We start from the raw sequence: 17,039 nt of genomic DNA on the forward strand, positions 1-17,039 counted from the left end.
TGAGTAGGTGTGTTCGTCAAGTAAAATGTGTACTTACAGCAATTTGATGGTTTGATTCAACCTATAATTACAAATTGACCTTTTTAAAATATATGTCAAGACGGTTTACCAGTTTCCACTAGAGGATTAAAGGTGCAAGTAAAACTATTATCCATATTTATGATCGATGGAATTTTATTAGGTTTTGGAAAAAAATTATTAAGAAGTGATACTGCTCAAAATATTAACAGTTCTTTCAAAAATTAGTGTTGACTTCATTTCCTTGAGATATTATGATGATATTATCATTATGTTCGTTATAAAGGATATTTAGGTGGTTTATTATTTGATTCATCAATAAATATAAGCTAGAGAGGGATTATAGATTAAATATAAATCCTCTCGTTTCTTTTTGATTAATTCGTTCTCTTTAGTGAACGTTGTAAAGGAGCTATTTTGGGGATAAATCTTAAACTGGATACAATGTTGGATTCAAGTAAGGAGAGTTTCGTAGATGAAAATCCTTGTATTAGCAAACTTTGGGATGGGCTTATACAACTTCAGAAAAGAATTATTAAAAGAACTAATAAAACATAATAATGAAGTTTATATTTCGTTACCGAATGATGATGAATATGTACCAAAACTAAAAAATTTGGGGAGCAAATTCGTAGAAACTCATTTGGATAGACGTGGGACCAATCCAATAAAAGATTTAAAGCTTTTGCTGAATTACATAAAGATATTGACGCGAATTAAACCAGACGTTGTATTAACCTACACGATTAAACCAAATGTTTATGGTGGCCTTGCATGTAGAATCACGAAAACCCCCTATATCACAAATATTACAGGGCTAGGTACATCAATTGAAAATAAGGGTATCATACAGAAAATCACGCTTAGGCTTTATAAGGCAGGATTAAAAAAAGCATCCTGTATATTTTTCCAAAATGAAACGAATCTAAAGTTCTTCTGTGAAAAAAATATGGTAAATAGTAAGGCTAGAGTTGTTCCAGGCTCCGGAGTGAATTTAAACCACCATCCTCTTGAAGAATATCCCTCGGAAAATGAAAGTAACAACTTCCTCTTTATTGGCCGGATGATGAAAGATAAGGGGATTGAGGAACTTCTAAAGGCTGCAAAAATTGTAAAAGAAAAATACTTTAATACACAATTTGATTTAATTGGCGGCTGTGAAGAGGATTATTATCAACAACTAGCTGAATTAAATAAATCAGGAATTATAAATTATCACAGCCAACAGAATGATGTCCATTCATTTATTAAGAATTCCCACGCAACCATACTTCCTTCCTATCATGAGGGTACAGCTAATGTACTGCTTGAATCTGCCTCATCGGGACGACCAGTTTTGGCTTCAAGAGTGCCAGGCTGTATAGAAACTTTTGATGAAGATGTAAGTGGTCTTGGTTTTGAGGTTAGGAATGTTGATAGTTTAGTTGAGGCAATTATTAAATTTATTAATCTACCTTATAGCCAAAAGAAAGCAATGGGAATTGCAGGACGCAAAAAAATGGAAAAAGAATATGATCGGAGAATTGTCATTAATGCATACCTTGAAGAAATTAACAATTTGGTAGGGAGAAATGAATATGAATTTATACGAGAAAATTGTTAACAGAGAAGAAAAAGTATCATTAATCGGTCTTGGTTATGTGGGTATGCCTATTGCTGTTTCTTTTGCTAAGAAGGTTGATGTTATTGGTTTCGATATGAATGATGAAAAGATTGATCTCTATAAAAATGGTATCGACCCTACTAAAGAGGTTGGTAATGAAGTTATCAAAAATACAATGGTTGAGTTCACTTCAGATGAAAAAAGGCTAAGAGAGGCGAAATTTCATATTGTCGCTGTCCCTACGCCTGTAAAAGAGGAACGAACACCAGACTTAACACCAATCGAATCAGCAAGTCGTACACTTGGTAGAAATTTGACCAAGGGCTCGATTGTAGTTTTTGAATCTACTGTTTTTCCCGGTGTAACAGAGGATATTTGTGTTCCTATTTTGGAAAAAGAATCTGGTTTAAAGTGTGGGTTAGATTTTAAAGTTGGCTATTCTCCAGAAAGAATTAATCCAGGTGACCAAGAACATAGGTTAGAAACAATCATAAAAGTTGTTTCTGGTATGGATAAAGAGACACTCGATATCATTGCAAAAGTGTACGAATTAGTTGTTGATGTTGGAGTTTATAAAGCAGAAAGCATTAAAGTGGCTGAAGCTGCAAAGGTAATCGAAAATTCTCAACGTGATATTAATATTGCATTTATGAATGAACTTTCGATTATTTTTAATAAGATGGGCATTGATACAAAAGCAGTTCTTAAAGCAGCCGGAACGAAATGGAACTTTCTTAATTTCTCTCCTGGGCTTGTAGGTGGCCACTGTATCGGTGTGGATCCGTATTATCTCACATACAAAGCGGAACAAATGGGCTACTATTCTCAGATTATCCTTTCTGGAAGGAAAATAAATGATGACATGGGTAAGTACGTGGCTGAAAGTACCGTAAAGAACATGATAAAGGCCAATAAACAAATAAATGGATCGAGAGTAGCGATCTTTGGTGTCACCTTCAAAGAGAATTGTCCGGATGTTCGCAATACAAAGGTAGTCGATGTTATCAAAGAACTAGAGGAGTACGGAGTAGAAGTAAAAGTGGTTGATCCTCTAGCAGATAGAGATGATTTATGGCATGAATATCGAATTAATCCATGTGAAGTTCAAGAGATTAAAGAGATGGACGCAGTTATCTTTGCCGTTCCACATGATGAGTTTAAAGCTATTAGTTTAGAAGATGTAAAAAAGATGTTTAGAACATCAGGATATATGTATATCCCCTCTGAAGCGATGAATGAAGTAGCTGCATCATCTGAGTTTAATACAAATGATGATAGGAACAATCGAGTATTAATCGACATCAAAGGAGTATTTAATCGAACAGAAGCAGAAAATGCAGGCTTTTTATATTGGAGGCTATAAAGTGGGTTATGAACAGATAAAATTCCCAGAGGGGTCAAATTTTTTAGTCACAGGATCAGCGGGATTTATTGGATCTAATTTAGTGGAAGCAATTTTGGATTTAGGGTATCAAGTTAGAGGACTTGATAACTTCTCAACTGGCAAGAAAGAAAATGTGAAACAGTTTATTAATAATCCTAACTATGAGTTTATGGAAGGAGATATTTGTGAGCTTGAAACATGTTTGAAAGCTTGCGATGGGATGGATTATGTTCTTCATCAAGCTGCATGGGGGAGTGTCCCAAGGAGTATTAAGATGCCTTTACTATACGAAGAAATTAATATTAAAGGTACTGTAAATATGATGGAGGCAGCTAGACAAAATGGAGTGAAGAAGTTTGTTTATGCCTCAAGTTCTTCCGTTTACGGGGATGAGCCAAATCTTCCAAAGAAGGAGGGAATAGAGGGGAATTTGTTATCCCCATACGCTCTTACTAAAAAGGTTGATGAGGAATATGGGAAACTTTATACCAAGTTATATGGTTTAGATACCTATGGTTTACGTTACTTCAATGTATTTGGCAGAAGGCAAGATCCTAATGGGGCATATGCGGCAGTCATTCCAAAATTCATTAAAGAATTACTTAATAATGAACAGCCAACTATTAATGGTGATGGTAAGCAGAGTAGAGATTTTACTTATATTGAAAATGTAATCGAGGCTAATTTGAAGGCATGTAAGGCAGGGAGTGAGGTGGCAGGGCAGGCTTTTAATATTGCCTATGGTGGAAGAGAGTTTTTGATAGATATTTATACTCACTTGTTGAATGCTTTAGGAAAAGATATTCAACCCATATTTGGACCTGCTAGAGTAGGAGATATTAAGCATAGTAATGCTGATATCACTAAAGCTAAAGAGATGCTGGGATATGAACCAGAATGGAGCTTCAAGCGAGGGATTGAGGCTGCAATAGAATGGTATAAAGAGAATTTGGGTTATTTAAAGCCGGTGTAAGTTTCCAGGAGGTAGGAAATGAGTAAACCTATTAGAGTTTTACACGTAGTAGTAAATATGAACAGAGGCGGTGCTGAGACACTAATCATGAATCTATATCGGAATATTAATCGATCCAAGGTTCAATTCGATTTTCTAACGTGTAAAGAAGGAGTTTTTGATCAAGAAATTAAAGAACTCGGGGGGACCATACATCGAATTCCCTATATTAATGAAGTGGGACATTTTGGTTACATAAAAGCTCTAAATAATTTTTTCTCTAATCATAATGGCTATAAAATTGTACATTCTCATTTAAATAGAATGAGTGGATTTGTAGTTCGAGCCGCAAAGAAATATGGGATTCGATATTGTATTTCTCATAGTCATAATACTGGTGGAGAAGGTGGGATGCTGGCAAAGGGGTATAAATGGTATTCAGGATTATTTATTCCTTCTAATTCTAATTATACTTTTGCCTGTTCCCAAGCTGCAGCAAAATGGTTATTTGGCAGTAAATCAAATGATGCCAAATTACTTAATAATGGAATAGAACCAGAAATGTTTAGTTACTCTCCTGACATCAGAATGATGAAAAGGCAGGAATTAGAGATTAGCGACCAACTAGTTTTGGGTCATGTTGGAAGATTTACAAAGCAAAAGAATCATAAGTTCTTAATTGAAGTTTTTGCTGACCTTGTTAAAAGAAGACCCAACTCTATTTTATTATTATGTGGTGACGGCGTATTACGGAAAGATATTGAAGAAAGAGTAAATGAATTAAATATACAAGAAAAAGTTAAGTTCCTTGGTGTTAGAAGCGATATAAATCATTTACTTCAAGCTTTCGATTTATTTTTATTTCCTTCTCTACATGAAGGTCTCCCGGTAACACTCATTGAGGCACAAGCAGCAGGAATACCGTGTTTCATTTCGGATGAGATTACGCGTGAGGTTGACTTAGGCTTAGATTTAATAAAATTTTTTAACCTAACAAGTAGAGATTTATGGGTTACCGAACTAGAGAAATTTAACGGGGAAATAGTAGATCGTCATACCTCAAAGCTCAAAAAGCTAAGAGATCGGGGATATGATATAAAAAATACAGCAGAATGGCTTCAAGATTTTTATATTTTAAATTCGAGGTGATAGTTGTTGGCGATATTAACTATATTTACCCCGACCTATAATAGGGCATATACACTTCACAAATGTTATAACAGCCTTAAAAGACAATCAAATAAGGAATTTATTTGGTTAATTATTGACGACGGATCTTCAGATAATACGGAGGATTTAGTTAGAAATTGGATAGATGAGAATGCTATTTCAATTCGATACTATCGACAGGAAAACCTCGGAATGCATGGAGCTCATAATACTGCGTATAACATGATTGATACAGAATTAAATGTTTGTATAGATAGCGATGATTATATGCCCTATGACGCTGTGGAAAAGATAGTGTCATTTTGGGTTGAAAATGGTAATGAGGATATAGCTGGGATTATTGGCCTTGATTGCAATAATAGAGGGGAAATATTAGGGACGGAGCTGCCAAAGGATATTAAAACCTCGACACTATTTAACCTGTATAATAAATACGGAGTTAAAGGAGATAAAAAGCTAGTCTATCGCACGAAACTGACAAAGAAATTTCCTTACCCAATATATCAAAATGAAAAATTAGTTCCTCTTTCCTATAAATATTTCATGCTGGATCAAGAATATGAAATGCTACTAATGAATGAAGCGCTTTGTTGTGTGGAGTATCTGCCAGATGGATCATCAATGAACATATTAAAACAATATGTAGTTAGTCCAAAGGGTTTTAGATTTTATCGAATGGAAATGATGAAGTTACCAAACACTTCGTTATTATTCAAATTTAAACAGGCAATACATTATGTGTCCTCTAGCATTTTTGCTGAAAAAAAAGGTGTATTAAAGCATTCACCTCAAAAGCTACTTACACTTATTGCTGTACCATTTGGTATCGCACTAAATAAATATATTACAGCTAAAGTAGTAGAAAAGTAAATATACAGCGACTATTCTTTTTATGGAGGTAGCGCTTCAATCTTGCACATATTTGGATGTTAAATAAAAAACTCTTTGACAATACCATGACTTGATGGTAAATTTTACTTATGTATCGTTCTTTTTAGAGAACCCCAAAGATGTTAAATAGAGATTAATTAATTATTTTCGTTTATTCCAGAGTATTGATTAACGAGAGTAATATTTTTTTGTTCCTTTGTTCTTTATAGTGAATATTTCTTGGTGAGGTTTAAAAATTTAGAAAAATGGATCGTAGGTGGGAAAGATGAGCGCAATAACTGGAATTTATCACTATAATGAGGAACCATTAACTCCTGTTCTAACCAATAACTTAATACAAGCCTTCCAACAATATCCTGCGGACCATGTTCAAACATGGAACCATAATAATATTTTTCTTGGCTGCCACGCTCAATGGATTACTCCAGAATCAATCGGTGAACGATTACCATATTATGATTACGAAAAAAGGCTTGCTATTACTGCAGATGCGATAATCGATAATAGAGATGAATTGTTTGATAGGTTACAGGTGGGGAAGAAAGAAAGGAAAACCATTCCAGATAGTCAATTAATTTTACTTGCATACTATAAATGGGGAGAAAAGGTTCCCAAGCATTTAATCGGTGATTTTTCCTTTATGATATGGGATGAGAAAAATAAGAAACTTTTTGGGGCGAGGGACTTTTCGGGAGCGAGGACACTTTATTTTTACCATGACCAAAGTCGGTTTGCTTTTTCAACGACAATCGAACCACTATTCCAATTACCGTATATTGTAAAAACTCTTAATGAAGAGTGGTTAGCTGAATTCCTTGCAATCCCAGGAATGGTTGAGGCAGTTGACACTAAATCGACAGCTTATAAGTCAATTTATCAACTTCCACCCTCACATAGTATTACCGTTGCAAATGATAAAGTAACTCTTTTAAGGTATAGCACGATAAACTTTAATGAGAAATTAAAACTTAAATCCAATGGTGAATACGAAGAGGCGTTTCAAGATGTTTTCCAAAAGGCTGTAACATCAAGGATTCGAACATACGGTAAGGTTGGTGCGCAGTTAAGTGGAGGTTTAGATTCTGGCTCCGTTGTTAGTTTTGCAGCAAATGCACTCCAAAAAGAAGAGAAACAATTACATACCTTTAGCTATATACCGGAAGAGAGTTTTATCGATTGGACGCCGTATTATTTTATTCCTGATGAGAGACCATTTATTAAAGAAACGGTGGATTATGTCGGGAATATTAATGACCAGTATTTGGATTTTCCAGGGCAGAGTCCATTAACAGAAGTTGATGATTTCCTCTCCATTATGGAAATGCCTTATAAATTTTTTGATAATTCTTTTTGGTTGAAGGGGATAAATGAAAAAGCGCACCAACAAGGAATTAAAATTCTATTAAATGGTGCAAGAGGAAACTATTCTATATCTTGGGGATCTCGAACATTAACGGTTGACTACTATGCTACTTTATTAAGAAAGTTAAAATGGGTCCAGCTTTATCATGATTTGGGTTTGTATTGTAAAAATTTCAAAACGGGAAAATCACGGGTTCTTCCTATTGTGACCAAAAAGGCATTTCCCATTGCTACTAATAGGTTAATAAAGGACGATCAAAGTGATTATATGTTTCCAATGCTGGTAAACCCGGAACTAGAAAGTAAAACAAATGTTTTGGAAAAGCTAAAGGAATTTGGTGTAGATATTACAGGTAATAGTTATGAAAAACCAAATGAGGCTAGAAGGAAGCACTTTGAAAATTTATATACTTGGAATAAAACTGGTACTGCAAATACGAAATTATCTTTGAGATATGCTTTATGGGATCGTGACCCAACAAACGACTTAAGAGTGATTCGTTTTTGTTTAGCCATACCAGATGAACAATATGTGAATAGCGGATTGGAACGGTCACTAATCCGCCGAGCAACAAAGAAATACCTTCCAGATAAAGTAAGATTGAATCAGCATAGCCGTGGTATACAAGGAGCTGATGTCATCCATAGAATGAATTCAAATTGGACTACGTTTATTGAAGAAATAAACCAACTTATTAAGGATACTAGAGTGGCTGAACTGTTAAATATTAAAGTGATAAAAAACGCCATATCAAGTATCGGGGAATCCCCTCCTCCTGAGATTATATTCGATGATAACTTTAGAATTTTAACTCGTAGTTTAGTTATGTATCGTTTTATTAAAAACTTTAACTGAAGGGAGGTGAATTTTTGATGAAGAAAGAATGGAGCAAACCAATGTTAGAAGTACTTGATGTAAGTATGACAATGGGTGGACCTGGAAATGCGACTGCTGATAGCTATTGTACCAATAATCAGGATTTTGAAACGCATGATGGAAGATCAAACATGTCTAATAAGTGTTCATAGAAACTACACCTTAATGCATGCCCTTATACTATCAATATTGTATAAGGGTTTTTTAAAATTTATTAAAGTTTTATGGGGGAAGTATGATAAAAACTTTTGCAAAGGTTAATTATAAGGTTTTCGGACTAAATGTTGTCAGTGAGATTACTCTACCAGAGTTGATTCAAATTCAAAGTCTGGTAGAAAGGGTAGATATAAGAATAATAATTAAAGATTTAACTAAAGTTTGGTCTGAGTGTGCAAACACTCATGGAGATTTTATGGTAAAGAAAAATTTAGTTATGTTTCAGGTTCCTAATATCGCTATCTTTTCCATACAGGATGGGAACAAAATTATTGTTTCACCATTCACTGGTTCAATGGAAGGGGAGATTCGGTTATTTATTTTAGGTACATGTATGGGCATCATTTTACAACAAAGAAAGATCCTACCGTTACATGGAAGTGCAGTAGAAATTGATGGAAGTGCTTATGCTTTTATTGGTAATTCAGGTGCTGGAAAATCTACGCTTGCTTCAGCATTCTTAAATAATGGGTCTCGAATTCTAACTGATGATATTATTGCTATTTCGTTTTCTGAAGATGGTCGACCCTTTGTAACCCCATCCTATCCACAACAGAAGCTTTGGCAAGAAAGTTTAAATGAGTTCGGGTTAGAAAATCATCAATTTCAACCATTATTTGAACGAGAAACTAAGTATGCCATACCAGTCCATTCACAATTTTCTAGAGAGCCAATTCCCTTGGGAGGAATTTTTGAACTTGTAAAAACAACCGATGAGGAAATTGAAATTCGTGAGGTAAAAGGACTTGAACGACTCCACACCTTGTTTTACCATACCTATCGCAATTTTGTGATTGCCCCTTCAGAATTAATGGATTGGCACTTTAACACTTCGGCTCAGGTAGTAAAAAAAATAGACTTTTTTCAAATTGTGCGGCCAGCTTCCCAATTTACAGCACATGATTTACCAGGATTAATATTAAAAAAATTACAAAGAGTAGATATCTCATAACTACTCACTTAAAGTGGTAATTTTATTACGCTTGGTGATGACTTACCTGTCCTAAATAGATGATTTTTCGTAGTTAGGAAATTAGAAGGAAATTCAAAAAAATGATTTTAGGAGAAGACTATGAATAAAAATTTTTATCTTGATTTCACCGGTTTACCGAAGGAATTAAGACTATTACTTGAAATCATAAAAGCAGATTATGATAGCTTGAGCAGTATAAATGTGGAAACAGAAATAGATTGGAATCTATTTTATGAGCTATCCATGCATCATCGAATATATCCATTAATCTATCCAAAATTAAAATTGATAGATAATAAAGGGATTCCTGATAATGTAATAAATTCATTAGGACAACTTTATAAACGGAATACATTCCATATGCTTCAATTGAGTGCAGAAATGGGGAAAATCAGTCAATTGTTTTCAGACGATAAGATACGACTCCTTAATTTAAAGGGACCTGTGCTTGCAACAGACCTTTATGGTGAACTTTCTCTTCGAACATGTGGAGACTTAGATGTCCTTGTTCCTATCCAGGATTTAGAAAAAGCAGAACGGCTTCTACTAAATCAAGGCTATATTAAAGATGATTATATTCATACAATCCTGGGAGATTGGAAATGGAGACACCATCATGTAACCTATTATCATTCAATGAAGCAAATTAAGATTGAAATTCATTGGCGATTAAACCCAGGTCCAGGGAAAGAACCTCATTTTGATGAATTATGGGAACGTAAAAGAATAAGTGCTCTTTCTAGTTACCCTGTCTACTATTTAGGAAGGGAGGATTTATTCTATTTTCTGGTGACACATGGCGCACGGCATGGTTGGTCACGCCTTCGCTGGCTGATCGATATTAATGAAATCCTAAAACAGGATATTGATTGGGGAAAGCTAGTTAAAACATTGAAGAAATATCAGTACTTACATATAGGGGGGCAAGCGCTTATTCTAGCTTCACAACTTTTAAATTCCAAGTTCCCAAAAGATAGTAAACCATTAATAATTAAAAATCGGTCGAATCAATTAGCGCAAGAAGCATTATTTTATTTTGAAAGAATGGTTAATTTGCATACATTTCCTGTCCCTGTCGATGTAGCAGCCTATCATAAGCATCATTTATTTTCATTAATGTCCGGTAAGCAAAAGGTTTTATTCCTTCTAAGTTTTCTGTATCCATATCCTGAAGATGCAGAGTTGTTCCCCTTACCTAAAGAGTTTCACTTTCTCTATTTTCCGCTACGTCCTTTTTTGTGGACTTGGAAAAAACTAAAAAAGCAAGTTTTACGAAGGAGGGCAACCTAAGTGAAGGAGATCTTTTATTTTGTAAAGAAATTACACTTATTTTCAGGGAAAATACTTTATATTAATCTCCTTGGTATGACGATTATGAGTTTACTTGAGGGAATAGGATTTTTATTTTTAATTCCAATGATAAGCATGAGCAATATTGTAAGTGTAGAAACTAACGGAACACCGTTATCTGGGGTTTTTGAAGCCCTTAAACATATTCCTAATTCCTTAGGGATGCCTATTATTTTAGGGATATATGTCGTACTGGTTATTGTTCAAAATATATTGCAACGCCAAATAACTATTAGGAACACTATCATACAGCATGGTTTTTTTCGCCATCTGCGGATTGAAACATACGACGCCTTGCTTCATGCAAAGTGGGACTTTTTTATTAAAAAAAGAAAATCAGACATTATTAATTTATTAACTTCGGAAATTGCTACTGCAAGTGCTGGAACCAACTCCTTCCTGCAGTTTATCGCCTCACTTATTTTTACTTTCATTCAAATTGGATTGGCCTTTTGGCTTTCGGCTAATATAACAATCTTTGTCATAATTAGTGGTTTAGTACTTATCATTTTTTCTCGTAAATATCTTAAAAGGTCAATGGCATTAGGAAACAAAAATTATGTGTCTGGTAAAAGTTATCTTGCAGGAATAACCGATCAAATAAATGGGATAAAAGATATTAAGAGCAATACGCTAGAGGAGTCACGAATGAATTGGTTCCGGACGGTGACACAAAATATGCAAAATGAACAAGTCGAATATGCGAAATTAAATACTAAATCACAACTATTCTATAAGACAGCTTCGGCTGTGCTAATTGCAATCTTTTTATTTATTGCTATGAACATGTTTCATGCCCAGGGCGGCCAATTATTATTAATAATTGTAATTTTCTCAAGACTCTGGCCTAGAGTGGCTGGTATTCAAGCCTCTATGGAGCAAATAGCTATGAGGATTCCATCGTATAAAGCTGTGATTGATTTACAAAATGAATGTATACTTGCCAGAGAGTTTCGTAAAGAGGAAGCTCAAGATATAAAACCTCTACAAATTAGAAATGGAATTGAATGTAAAGATATATTCTTCCGTTACAATAAAAACTTATCGAACTATGCGCTTCAAGATATTAATCTTTACATCTCATCCAATCAAATGACAGCTGTTGTTGGACGGTCTGGTGCTGGGAAAAGTACTTTAATAGATTTATTAATGGGTCTGAATAAACCGGAGACAGGGCAAGTGTTATTGGATGGGGCACCACTTTCAAGTGTCAATCTTCTATCCCTGAGACAGGCGATTAGTTATGTGCCGCAGGATCCATTTTTATTTAATGAAAGTATTAGAGAAAATCTATTAATTGTGGAGCCCAATGCGAATGAAGAGCAAATTTGGGAAGCATTAGAATTCTCCTCTGCGGCAGAATTTGTAAAGAAGCTGCCTAATGGCTTGGATACTTTGATAGGTGACCGAGGGATTAGACTTTCTGGGGGTGAACGTCAGCGCCTTGTATTAGCAAGAGCTATACTCCGGAATCCATCAATTCTTGTTTTGGATGAGGCAACAAGTTCTTTGGATGCAGAGAATGAGGCCAAAATACAGAAAGCATTAGAGAGATTAAAAGGTAGAATGACTATTATTGTCATTGCTCACCGGTTATCTACGATAAGAAATGCGGATCAGGTTATTGTGTTAGAGCAAGGTGAAATTATTCAAAAGGGAGAATTTCTCCAACTGGCAAAGGAAAAAAGAAGTATGTTTAATAAGTTACTAAGAAATCAAATGGAAGCTACACTATGAAAACACCCACTTTAATGTGAGTGTTTTCATTTTGGACCACCTGTCTGAGATGATGTTTTAGTTTAATCTATTACTTAAATTATAATGAACTGTAAAAATTCATTTATATAAAAATACCGTTACATTTTTTTTCTTATCAATAGTGCAAAGCAAAACCTTGCTTACATCTACCTGATGAAAAGTCTGAAGCCTGTTAACTATCCATTCTTCTTCCACGTTTATTTCTTCCAATGCAGAAATGTCAATCTTGCCTTCTTTAATAATTGTTTTTGGAAGGTCAAAGGGCTCTATTTTCATTGGATAGCTTGAAGGTGTTAATGCCTCATATTTTGGGTCCAAAAAAGTTGAAATTTTCCCATCAGATTCCCATAATGCTAACGCTACTTTTTTTACATCGTCGATTCTTTCTTTTCTTAACTCTGCTAATAAATATTCAATCGAGATTCTGGCTTTCTTTAAGCCTTTAAAAAGAATTTCTCCCTCTTTTATAAGGGGGAACGGTGCCGGGTCCAGAAACTTTCCTGTGCGGTTAGATTTTAAACTAATCAATAATCCACCCGTATACAAAACCACCAATACAATTGTTGTAATCATCGAGCCTTTCAATCCAAGGCGTTCATCTGATAATGGATGGGCAATAATATTACCAACAACTAAAGCCATAACAAAATCAAGTAATCTTAATTGAGAAATGGCTCGCTGTCCCATTAGTTTTGCAACAATCAGCAAAAAGAAGAATCCAATTACAGCTCTTAATATCCATTCTAGCGAATTAAGTGTTTCTTGACCTTGGAAAAAATCCATTGAAGGCAAATAGTCACATCCTTACCTAAAAAATTCCTTCTTAGTATCGTCCAAATTTCGCTCTTTTAATATAAAAAAAACGGATATAATACCGAGTGAATCAATAACTAAATCATAAAACCTACCATCCCTATCGAAAAATAATTGTAGGAATTCTGTTAAAAATGCAAAAATAGTGGATAGGCCGATAGAATATTTATGATTTCTTAAAAGATTAAAGAGGAGATAATCCATTATCGCAAAACCGATAAAATGTCCTAACTTAATTTTAATAAATTCTGAGTGAATCAAAGTTATATCATGAAAATTAAAAAATGACATAAAGTTTGGATTTGATACCCATTTTAAACTAAATGAATGTAAATATATTAGCCGCTCAATACTTTCAGTCCACGTATTTACTAACAAAAATAGTCCCCATAAAATAATCATTATAACTTTTATAAAAAGAAATCGTTTCTTTGTTTTTCTCTTATGTATACTACTACCTTGAATCGGTTGGTAATCCAATATCCTTGCTCCTAACTCACTAGTATTTCTTATTAAAATTATAAAAAATAATTGACAAGAAATATGTCAATTATAGTTGTCGAATTAAAACAGTGTAGTGTTTTGAAATAAAAGCTGATTGGAACGGCTCCAATCAGCTCAATTTTAGACTAAACATGTAGGAACTTGATACATACCGGATAAGGGACTTCAATGTCTGACTGTATTAAAGTAAGTTTTCCAGAATTCTCATCCCGCGAATACAAGACAAGATTACTGGACTCCTGATTAGAAGCAACCATAAACTTCTCCGTTGGGTCGAACATAAAGTCCCTCGGCCAATCTCCTTTGGTAGATACTCGTTCGACAAACATTAGTTCACCCGATTCTTGATCGACGCTGAATACGGCAATACTGTTATGGCCGCGATTTCCTGCGTAAACAAATCGTCCATCCGATGATAGATGAATCGCACTACCTTGATTATTTTCCGTAAAATCAGCAGGGAGTGTCGATATGTATTGTCTTTCCGTAAAGTGACCATCTTCTTTAAAATAAGTTAACACAATGACCTCAGAACTAAATTCGGTCATGATATACGCAAATTTCTGATTTGGATGGAATACCAAATGTCTAGGACCGCTTCCTGCTTTTAACGGGAGCAAATGTGCTTTTGAAAGGGTACCATCAGTATTAATTGCATAGGTGATTAATGCATCAATTCCTAGTTCTACAACCGCTAAATATTTCTCATCAGGGGTTACACCTGCGTAATGGGTATGAGGTTTCTCCTGTCTTGGGTCTGGACCAGATCCTTCATGTTTAATAACGGAGGCCGCTGGTAACACTGAGCCATCTTTCTGGTTAATTAAATAGGATTCTACAGATCCCTTATGGTAATTGGCACTGAAAGCATAGTGGTTTTTACTGTCCACATTTACGTGACATGGAGAAGAGCCCGGAAGCATTTGACGATTAAGCTCATTTAATGTCCCATCCTCGTTAATCAAAAAGGAAACAACTCCCCCTTGATCGCCTTCTTTGGCAACAGAGTAGAGGTATCGATTGTCGTTACTGATAGTTACATATGTAGGATTTTCTAATTGTGCCGCTTCCTTTATATCCGTAATTCTAGCTTCTTTCGTATCAAGGGAAAAGGAATAGATTCCTTTGCTACCACCCTTCGTGTAGGTTCCAATATAACCGAGATATTTTTTATTGGTTGTCATTTTTTTTGCTCCTCAATAATGTAGTCTGTTTATTTTATCAGAATTTCAATTTATTACTCAAATATCGCACCTATGGTGAATGAAATATAATAGATATGGTATATTTAGCACATAGCAAAAGATTATAGAAATGGGGCAAGGAACATGGTCTATCAAGCAGCAGAAAATCGGTATGAATCCATGAAATATAATCGCAGTGGCCGTTCAGGATTACTGCTACCGGCAGTATCACTTGGACTTTGGCATAACTTTGGCGGTGTCGATACATATGAAAATGGGCGGGTGATGTTAAGAAGGGCGTTTGATTTAGGGATTACCCATTTTGATTTAGCCAATAATTATGGTCCGCCACCAGGGTCAGCAGAGGAAATGTTTGGTCGAATATTAAAGACAGATTTTGCTCCCTATCGTGATGAAATGATCATATCTACCAAGGCAGGATACACGATGTGGCCGGGACCATATGGAGATTGGGGCTCAAGAAAATACTTGTTATCAAGTTTAGATCAGAGTCTGAAACGGATGGGACTGGATTATGTGGATATTTTCTACTCGCACCGTCCTGACCCCAATACACCGATTGAAGAAACGATGGCAGCGTTAGATTCCGTTGTTCGGCAAGGGAAAGCATTGTATGTGGGGATTTCTAACTACAGTGCGGAACAAACAGCTGCAGCTATCAAAATCTTGAATCAGTTAGGGACACCGTTATTAATCCATCAACCAAAATACTCCATGTTCAATCGCTGGATTGAGGACGGTCTGCAGGATGTATTACAGGAAAATGGGGTTGGTTCAATTGCCTTTAGTCCGTTGGCTCAAGGTTTGTTAACCAATAAGTACTTAACAGGTATTCCTGCCGATTCTCGGGCAGCAAGACCGACAGGATTTCTACGCGAAGAGCATGTGACGGCAGAGGTAGTGGAAAGAGTCCAAAAACTAAATAAAATGGCAGTAGAGCGTGGTCAAAGTTTATCACAAATGGCGCTTGCCTGGGTTTTACGCGGCGGCAAAGTTACTTCTGTTCTTATTGGGGCAAGTAAAGTGAGTCAAATTGAGGAAAACGTCGCTGTTATAAATAACCTTGAATTTACTGAAGAAGAGTTAGCAATGATTGAAGATATACTTAAAAGCTAGTTAGCTAACCATTAAAAATGCCATTTCAGATGGCATTTTTTTCATAGGGAAAGGGGAACCTTTTATTTGCATTATTCGAGCGGATAAGTGATATTTATACTAACTAATGAAAACGCTCATTCATAAAAAGGAGATTATTATGGCAAAAAATTTGAATAAAAATAAGAAAAAAGAAACGAAATCATCATCTACATTTGTTTTTTGGATGGTTGGATTGGTTGCTGTTTTTATTTTAGGTTTTATATTCTTAGGAAATCATTCAAAACAACTGGATAAAACAACTTCCACAAAAATTGATTATAGCAATCAGCCGTTTCTAGGCAAGGAATCAGCCCCAGTTTCAATCATTGAATTCGGCGATTATAAATGCCCGAATTGCAAAAACTTTACCAAGGATGTTGTTCCAATTATCCAGCAGGAATTGGTCGATACTGGTAAAGCTAAGTTTTATTTCATGAATGATTCCTTTATTAACGTAGACTCGATCCGGTCAGCAAAATTTGCCGAATCGGTTTTTGCAGAACTTGGTAATGAGACATTTTGGAAATTCCATGACCTCCTTTATAAAAAGCAACCGGAAGATCCGAAATATGAGAAGATGGACTATTTCACCGAAGATTTCTTGGTTACTACCTTAAAAGAAGTGGCCAGCGATAGTGACGCTGACAAAGTATTAAAGAATTTTCAAGATAAACAACCTGATAAGGCTTGGGACAAGGATATGGAATATGCAAAGAATCTAGGTGTTACGGGAACTCCAACCATCTTCGTTAATGGGGAAAAGTTCGAGGGACAAACAATTGATGACTTGAAAGAAATGGTAGAGAAAGCAGCAAAGGGTGAATAA

The 17,039-nt window shown here is 35.2% G+C and carries 15 protein-coding genes; 12 read left to right on the forward strand and 3 right to left on the reverse strand.

What is annotated here, in order from left to right; translation table 11 throughout:
- Positions 1-493 precede the first annotated feature (493 nt).
- From V7121_RS10655 to V7121_RS10700, 10 genes are all read left to right on the forward strand, one after another.
- Positions 494-1,621 (forward strand): glycosyltransferase family 4 protein, encoded by a 1,128-nt coding sequence (locus tag V7121_RS10655; RefSeq protein ID WP_335499245.1) that lies wholly within the window; start codon positions 494-496, stop codon positions 1,619-1,621.
- Entirely contained in the window at positions 1,596-2,984 is a 1,389-nt protein-coding gene (locus tag V7121_RS10660) for a nucleotide sugar dehydrogenase (protein ID WP_335499242.1), read from the forward strand. The genes V7121_RS10655 and V7121_RS10660 overlap by 26 nt, the downstream gene beginning before the upstream one ends.
- Before the next feature lies 1 nt (position 2,985).
- The gene (locus tag V7121_RS10665) at positions 2,986-3,978 is read left to right on the forward strand and encodes an SDR family oxidoreductase (RefSeq protein WP_335499239.1); all 993 of its coding nucleotides are present in this window, start codon (positions 2,986-2,988) and stop codon (positions 3,976-3,978) included.
- 18 nt (positions 3,979-3,996) lie between these two features.
- Complete coding sequence (locus tag V7121_RS10670; RefSeq protein ID WP_335499236.1) at positions 3,997-5,106, forward strand: glycosyltransferase family 1 protein; 1,110 nt, start codon at positions 3,997-3,999, stop codon at positions 5,104-5,106.
- 6 nt (positions 5,107-5,112) lie between these two features.
- Entirely contained in the window at positions 5,113-5,997 is an 885-nt protein-coding gene (locus tag V7121_RS10675; RefSeq protein WP_335499233.1) for a glycosyltransferase family 2 protein, read from the forward strand.
- Between the two features lie 286 nt (positions 5,998-6,283).
- The gene (locus V7121_RS10680) at positions 6,284-8,236 is read left to right on the forward strand and encodes an asparagine synthase-related protein (RefSeq protein ID WP_335546540.1); all 1,953 of its coding nucleotides are present in this window, start codon (positions 6,284-6,286) and stop codon (positions 8,234-8,236) included.
- Positions 8,237-8,253: 17 nt separating this feature from the next.
- Positions 8,254-8,409 carry a paeninodin family lasso peptide gene (locus tag V7121_RS10685; protein ID WP_335499229.1) on the forward strand — a complete coding sequence of 52 codons (156 nt, stop codon included), beginning with the start codon at positions 8,254-8,256 and terminating at the stop codon, positions 8,407-8,409.
- An 83-nt stretch (positions 8,410-8,492) separates the two neighbouring features.
- Positions 8,493-9,425, forward strand: coding sequence for an aldolase (locus V7121_RS10690; RefSeq protein WP_335499228.1), 933 nt, complete (start codon positions 8,493-8,495; stop codon positions 9,423-9,425).
- A 120-nt stretch (positions 9,426-9,545) separates the two neighbouring features.
- Positions 9,546-10,736, forward strand: coding sequence for a nucleotidyltransferase domain-containing protein (locus tag V7121_RS10695; RefSeq protein ID WP_335499226.1), 1,191 nt, complete (start codon positions 9,546-9,548; stop codon positions 10,734-10,736).
- A complete protein-coding gene (locus tag V7121_RS10700) occupies positions 10,737-12,533 on the forward strand; it encodes an ABC transporter ATP-binding protein (RefSeq protein ID WP_335499224.1) in 1,797 nt (598 codons plus the stop codon).
- A gap of 99 nt (positions 12,534-12,632) precedes the next feature.
- Here V7121_RS10700 and V7121_RS10705 read toward each other — a convergent pair whose 3' ends face one another.
- The 3 genes from V7121_RS10705 to V7121_RS10715 form a co-directional block, all read right to left on the reverse strand.
- Positions 12,633-13,337 carry a DUF421 domain-containing protein gene (locus tag V7121_RS10705; RefSeq protein ID WP_335499222.1) on the reverse strand — a complete coding sequence of 235 codons (705 nt, stop codon included), beginning with the start codon at positions 13,335-13,337 and terminating at the stop codon, positions 12,633-12,635.
- A 21-nt stretch (positions 13,338-13,358) separates the two neighbouring features.
- Complete coding sequence (locus V7121_RS10710; protein WP_335499220.1) at positions 13,359-13,847, reverse strand: VanZ family protein; 489 nt, start codon at positions 13,845-13,847, stop codon at positions 13,359-13,361.
- 149 nt (positions 13,848-13,996) lie between these two features.
- Positions 13,997-15,055, reverse strand: coding sequence for a lactonase family protein (locus V7121_RS10715; protein WP_335546543.1), 1,059 nt, complete (start codon positions 15,053-15,055; stop codon positions 13,997-13,999).
- A gap of 144 nt (positions 15,056-15,199) precedes the next feature.
- Between V7121_RS10715 and mgrA the strand changes: the two genes are divergently transcribed.
- Both mgrA and V7121_RS10725 read left to right on the forward strand, forming a co-directional pair.
- On the forward strand, positions 15,200-16,192 hold the full coding sequence (mgrA, locus tag V7121_RS10720; protein WP_335546545.1) for an L-glyceraldehyde 3-phosphate reductase: 993 nt from the start codon (positions 15,200-15,202) through the stop codon (positions 16,190-16,192).
- Between the two features lie 139 nt (positions 16,193-16,331).
- Positions 16,332-17,039 (forward strand): DsbA family protein, encoded by a 708-nt coding sequence (locus V7121_RS10725; protein WP_335499215.1) that lies wholly within the window; start codon positions 16,332-16,334, stop codon positions 17,037-17,039.

Origin of the sequence: Neobacillus drentensis (genome assembly GCF_036962125.1) — a bacterium.
Taxonomy (GTDB): Bacteria; Bacillota; Bacilli; order Bacillales; family Cytobacillaceae; genus Neobacillus; species Neobacillus drentensis_B.

Excerpts from the sequence above, each read along its gene's own strand:
- V7121_RS10695 (WP_335499226.1), top strand. The coding sequence starts at position 9,546 with ATGAATAAAAATTTTTATCTTGATTTCACCGGTTTACCGAAGGAATTA.
- V7121_RS10660 (WP_335499242.1), top strand. The coding sequence starts at position 1,596 with ATGAATTTATACGAGAAAATTGTTAACAGAGAAGAAAAAGTATCATTA.
- mgrA (WP_335546545.1), top strand. The coding sequence starts at position 15,200 with ATGGTCTATCAAGCAGCAGAAAATCGGTATGAATCCATGAAATATAAT.
- V7121_RS10670 (WP_335499236.1), top strand. The coding sequence starts at position 3,997 with ATGAGTAAACCTATTAGAGTTTTACACGTAGTAGTAAATATGAACAGA.
- V7121_RS10690 (WP_335499228.1), top strand. The coding sequence starts at position 8,493 with ATGATAAAAACTTTTGCAAAGGTTAATTATAAGGTTTTCGGACTAAAT.
- V7121_RS10725 (WP_335499215.1), top strand. The coding sequence starts at position 16,332 with ATGGCAAAAAATTTGAATAAAAATAAGAAAAAAGAAACGAAATCATCA.
- V7121_RS10655 (WP_335499245.1), top strand. The coding sequence starts at position 494 with ATGAAAATCCTTGTATTAGCAAACTTTGGGATGGGCTTATACAACTTC.
- V7121_RS10680 (WP_335546540.1), top strand. The coding sequence starts at position 6,284 with ATGAGCGCAATAACTGGAATTTATCACTATAATGAGGAACCATTAACT.
- V7121_RS10715 (WP_335546543.1), bottom strand. The coding sequence starts at position 15,055 with ATGACAACCAATAAAAAATATCTCGGTTATATTGGAACCTACACGAAG.
- V7121_RS10705 (WP_335499222.1), bottom strand. The coding sequence starts at position 13,337 with ATGGATTTTTTCCAAGGTCAAGAAACACTTAATTCGCTAGAATGGATA.
- V7121_RS10685 (WP_335499229.1), top strand. The coding sequence starts at position 8,254 with ATGAAGAAAGAATGGAGCAAACCAATGTTAGAAGTACTTGATGTAAGT.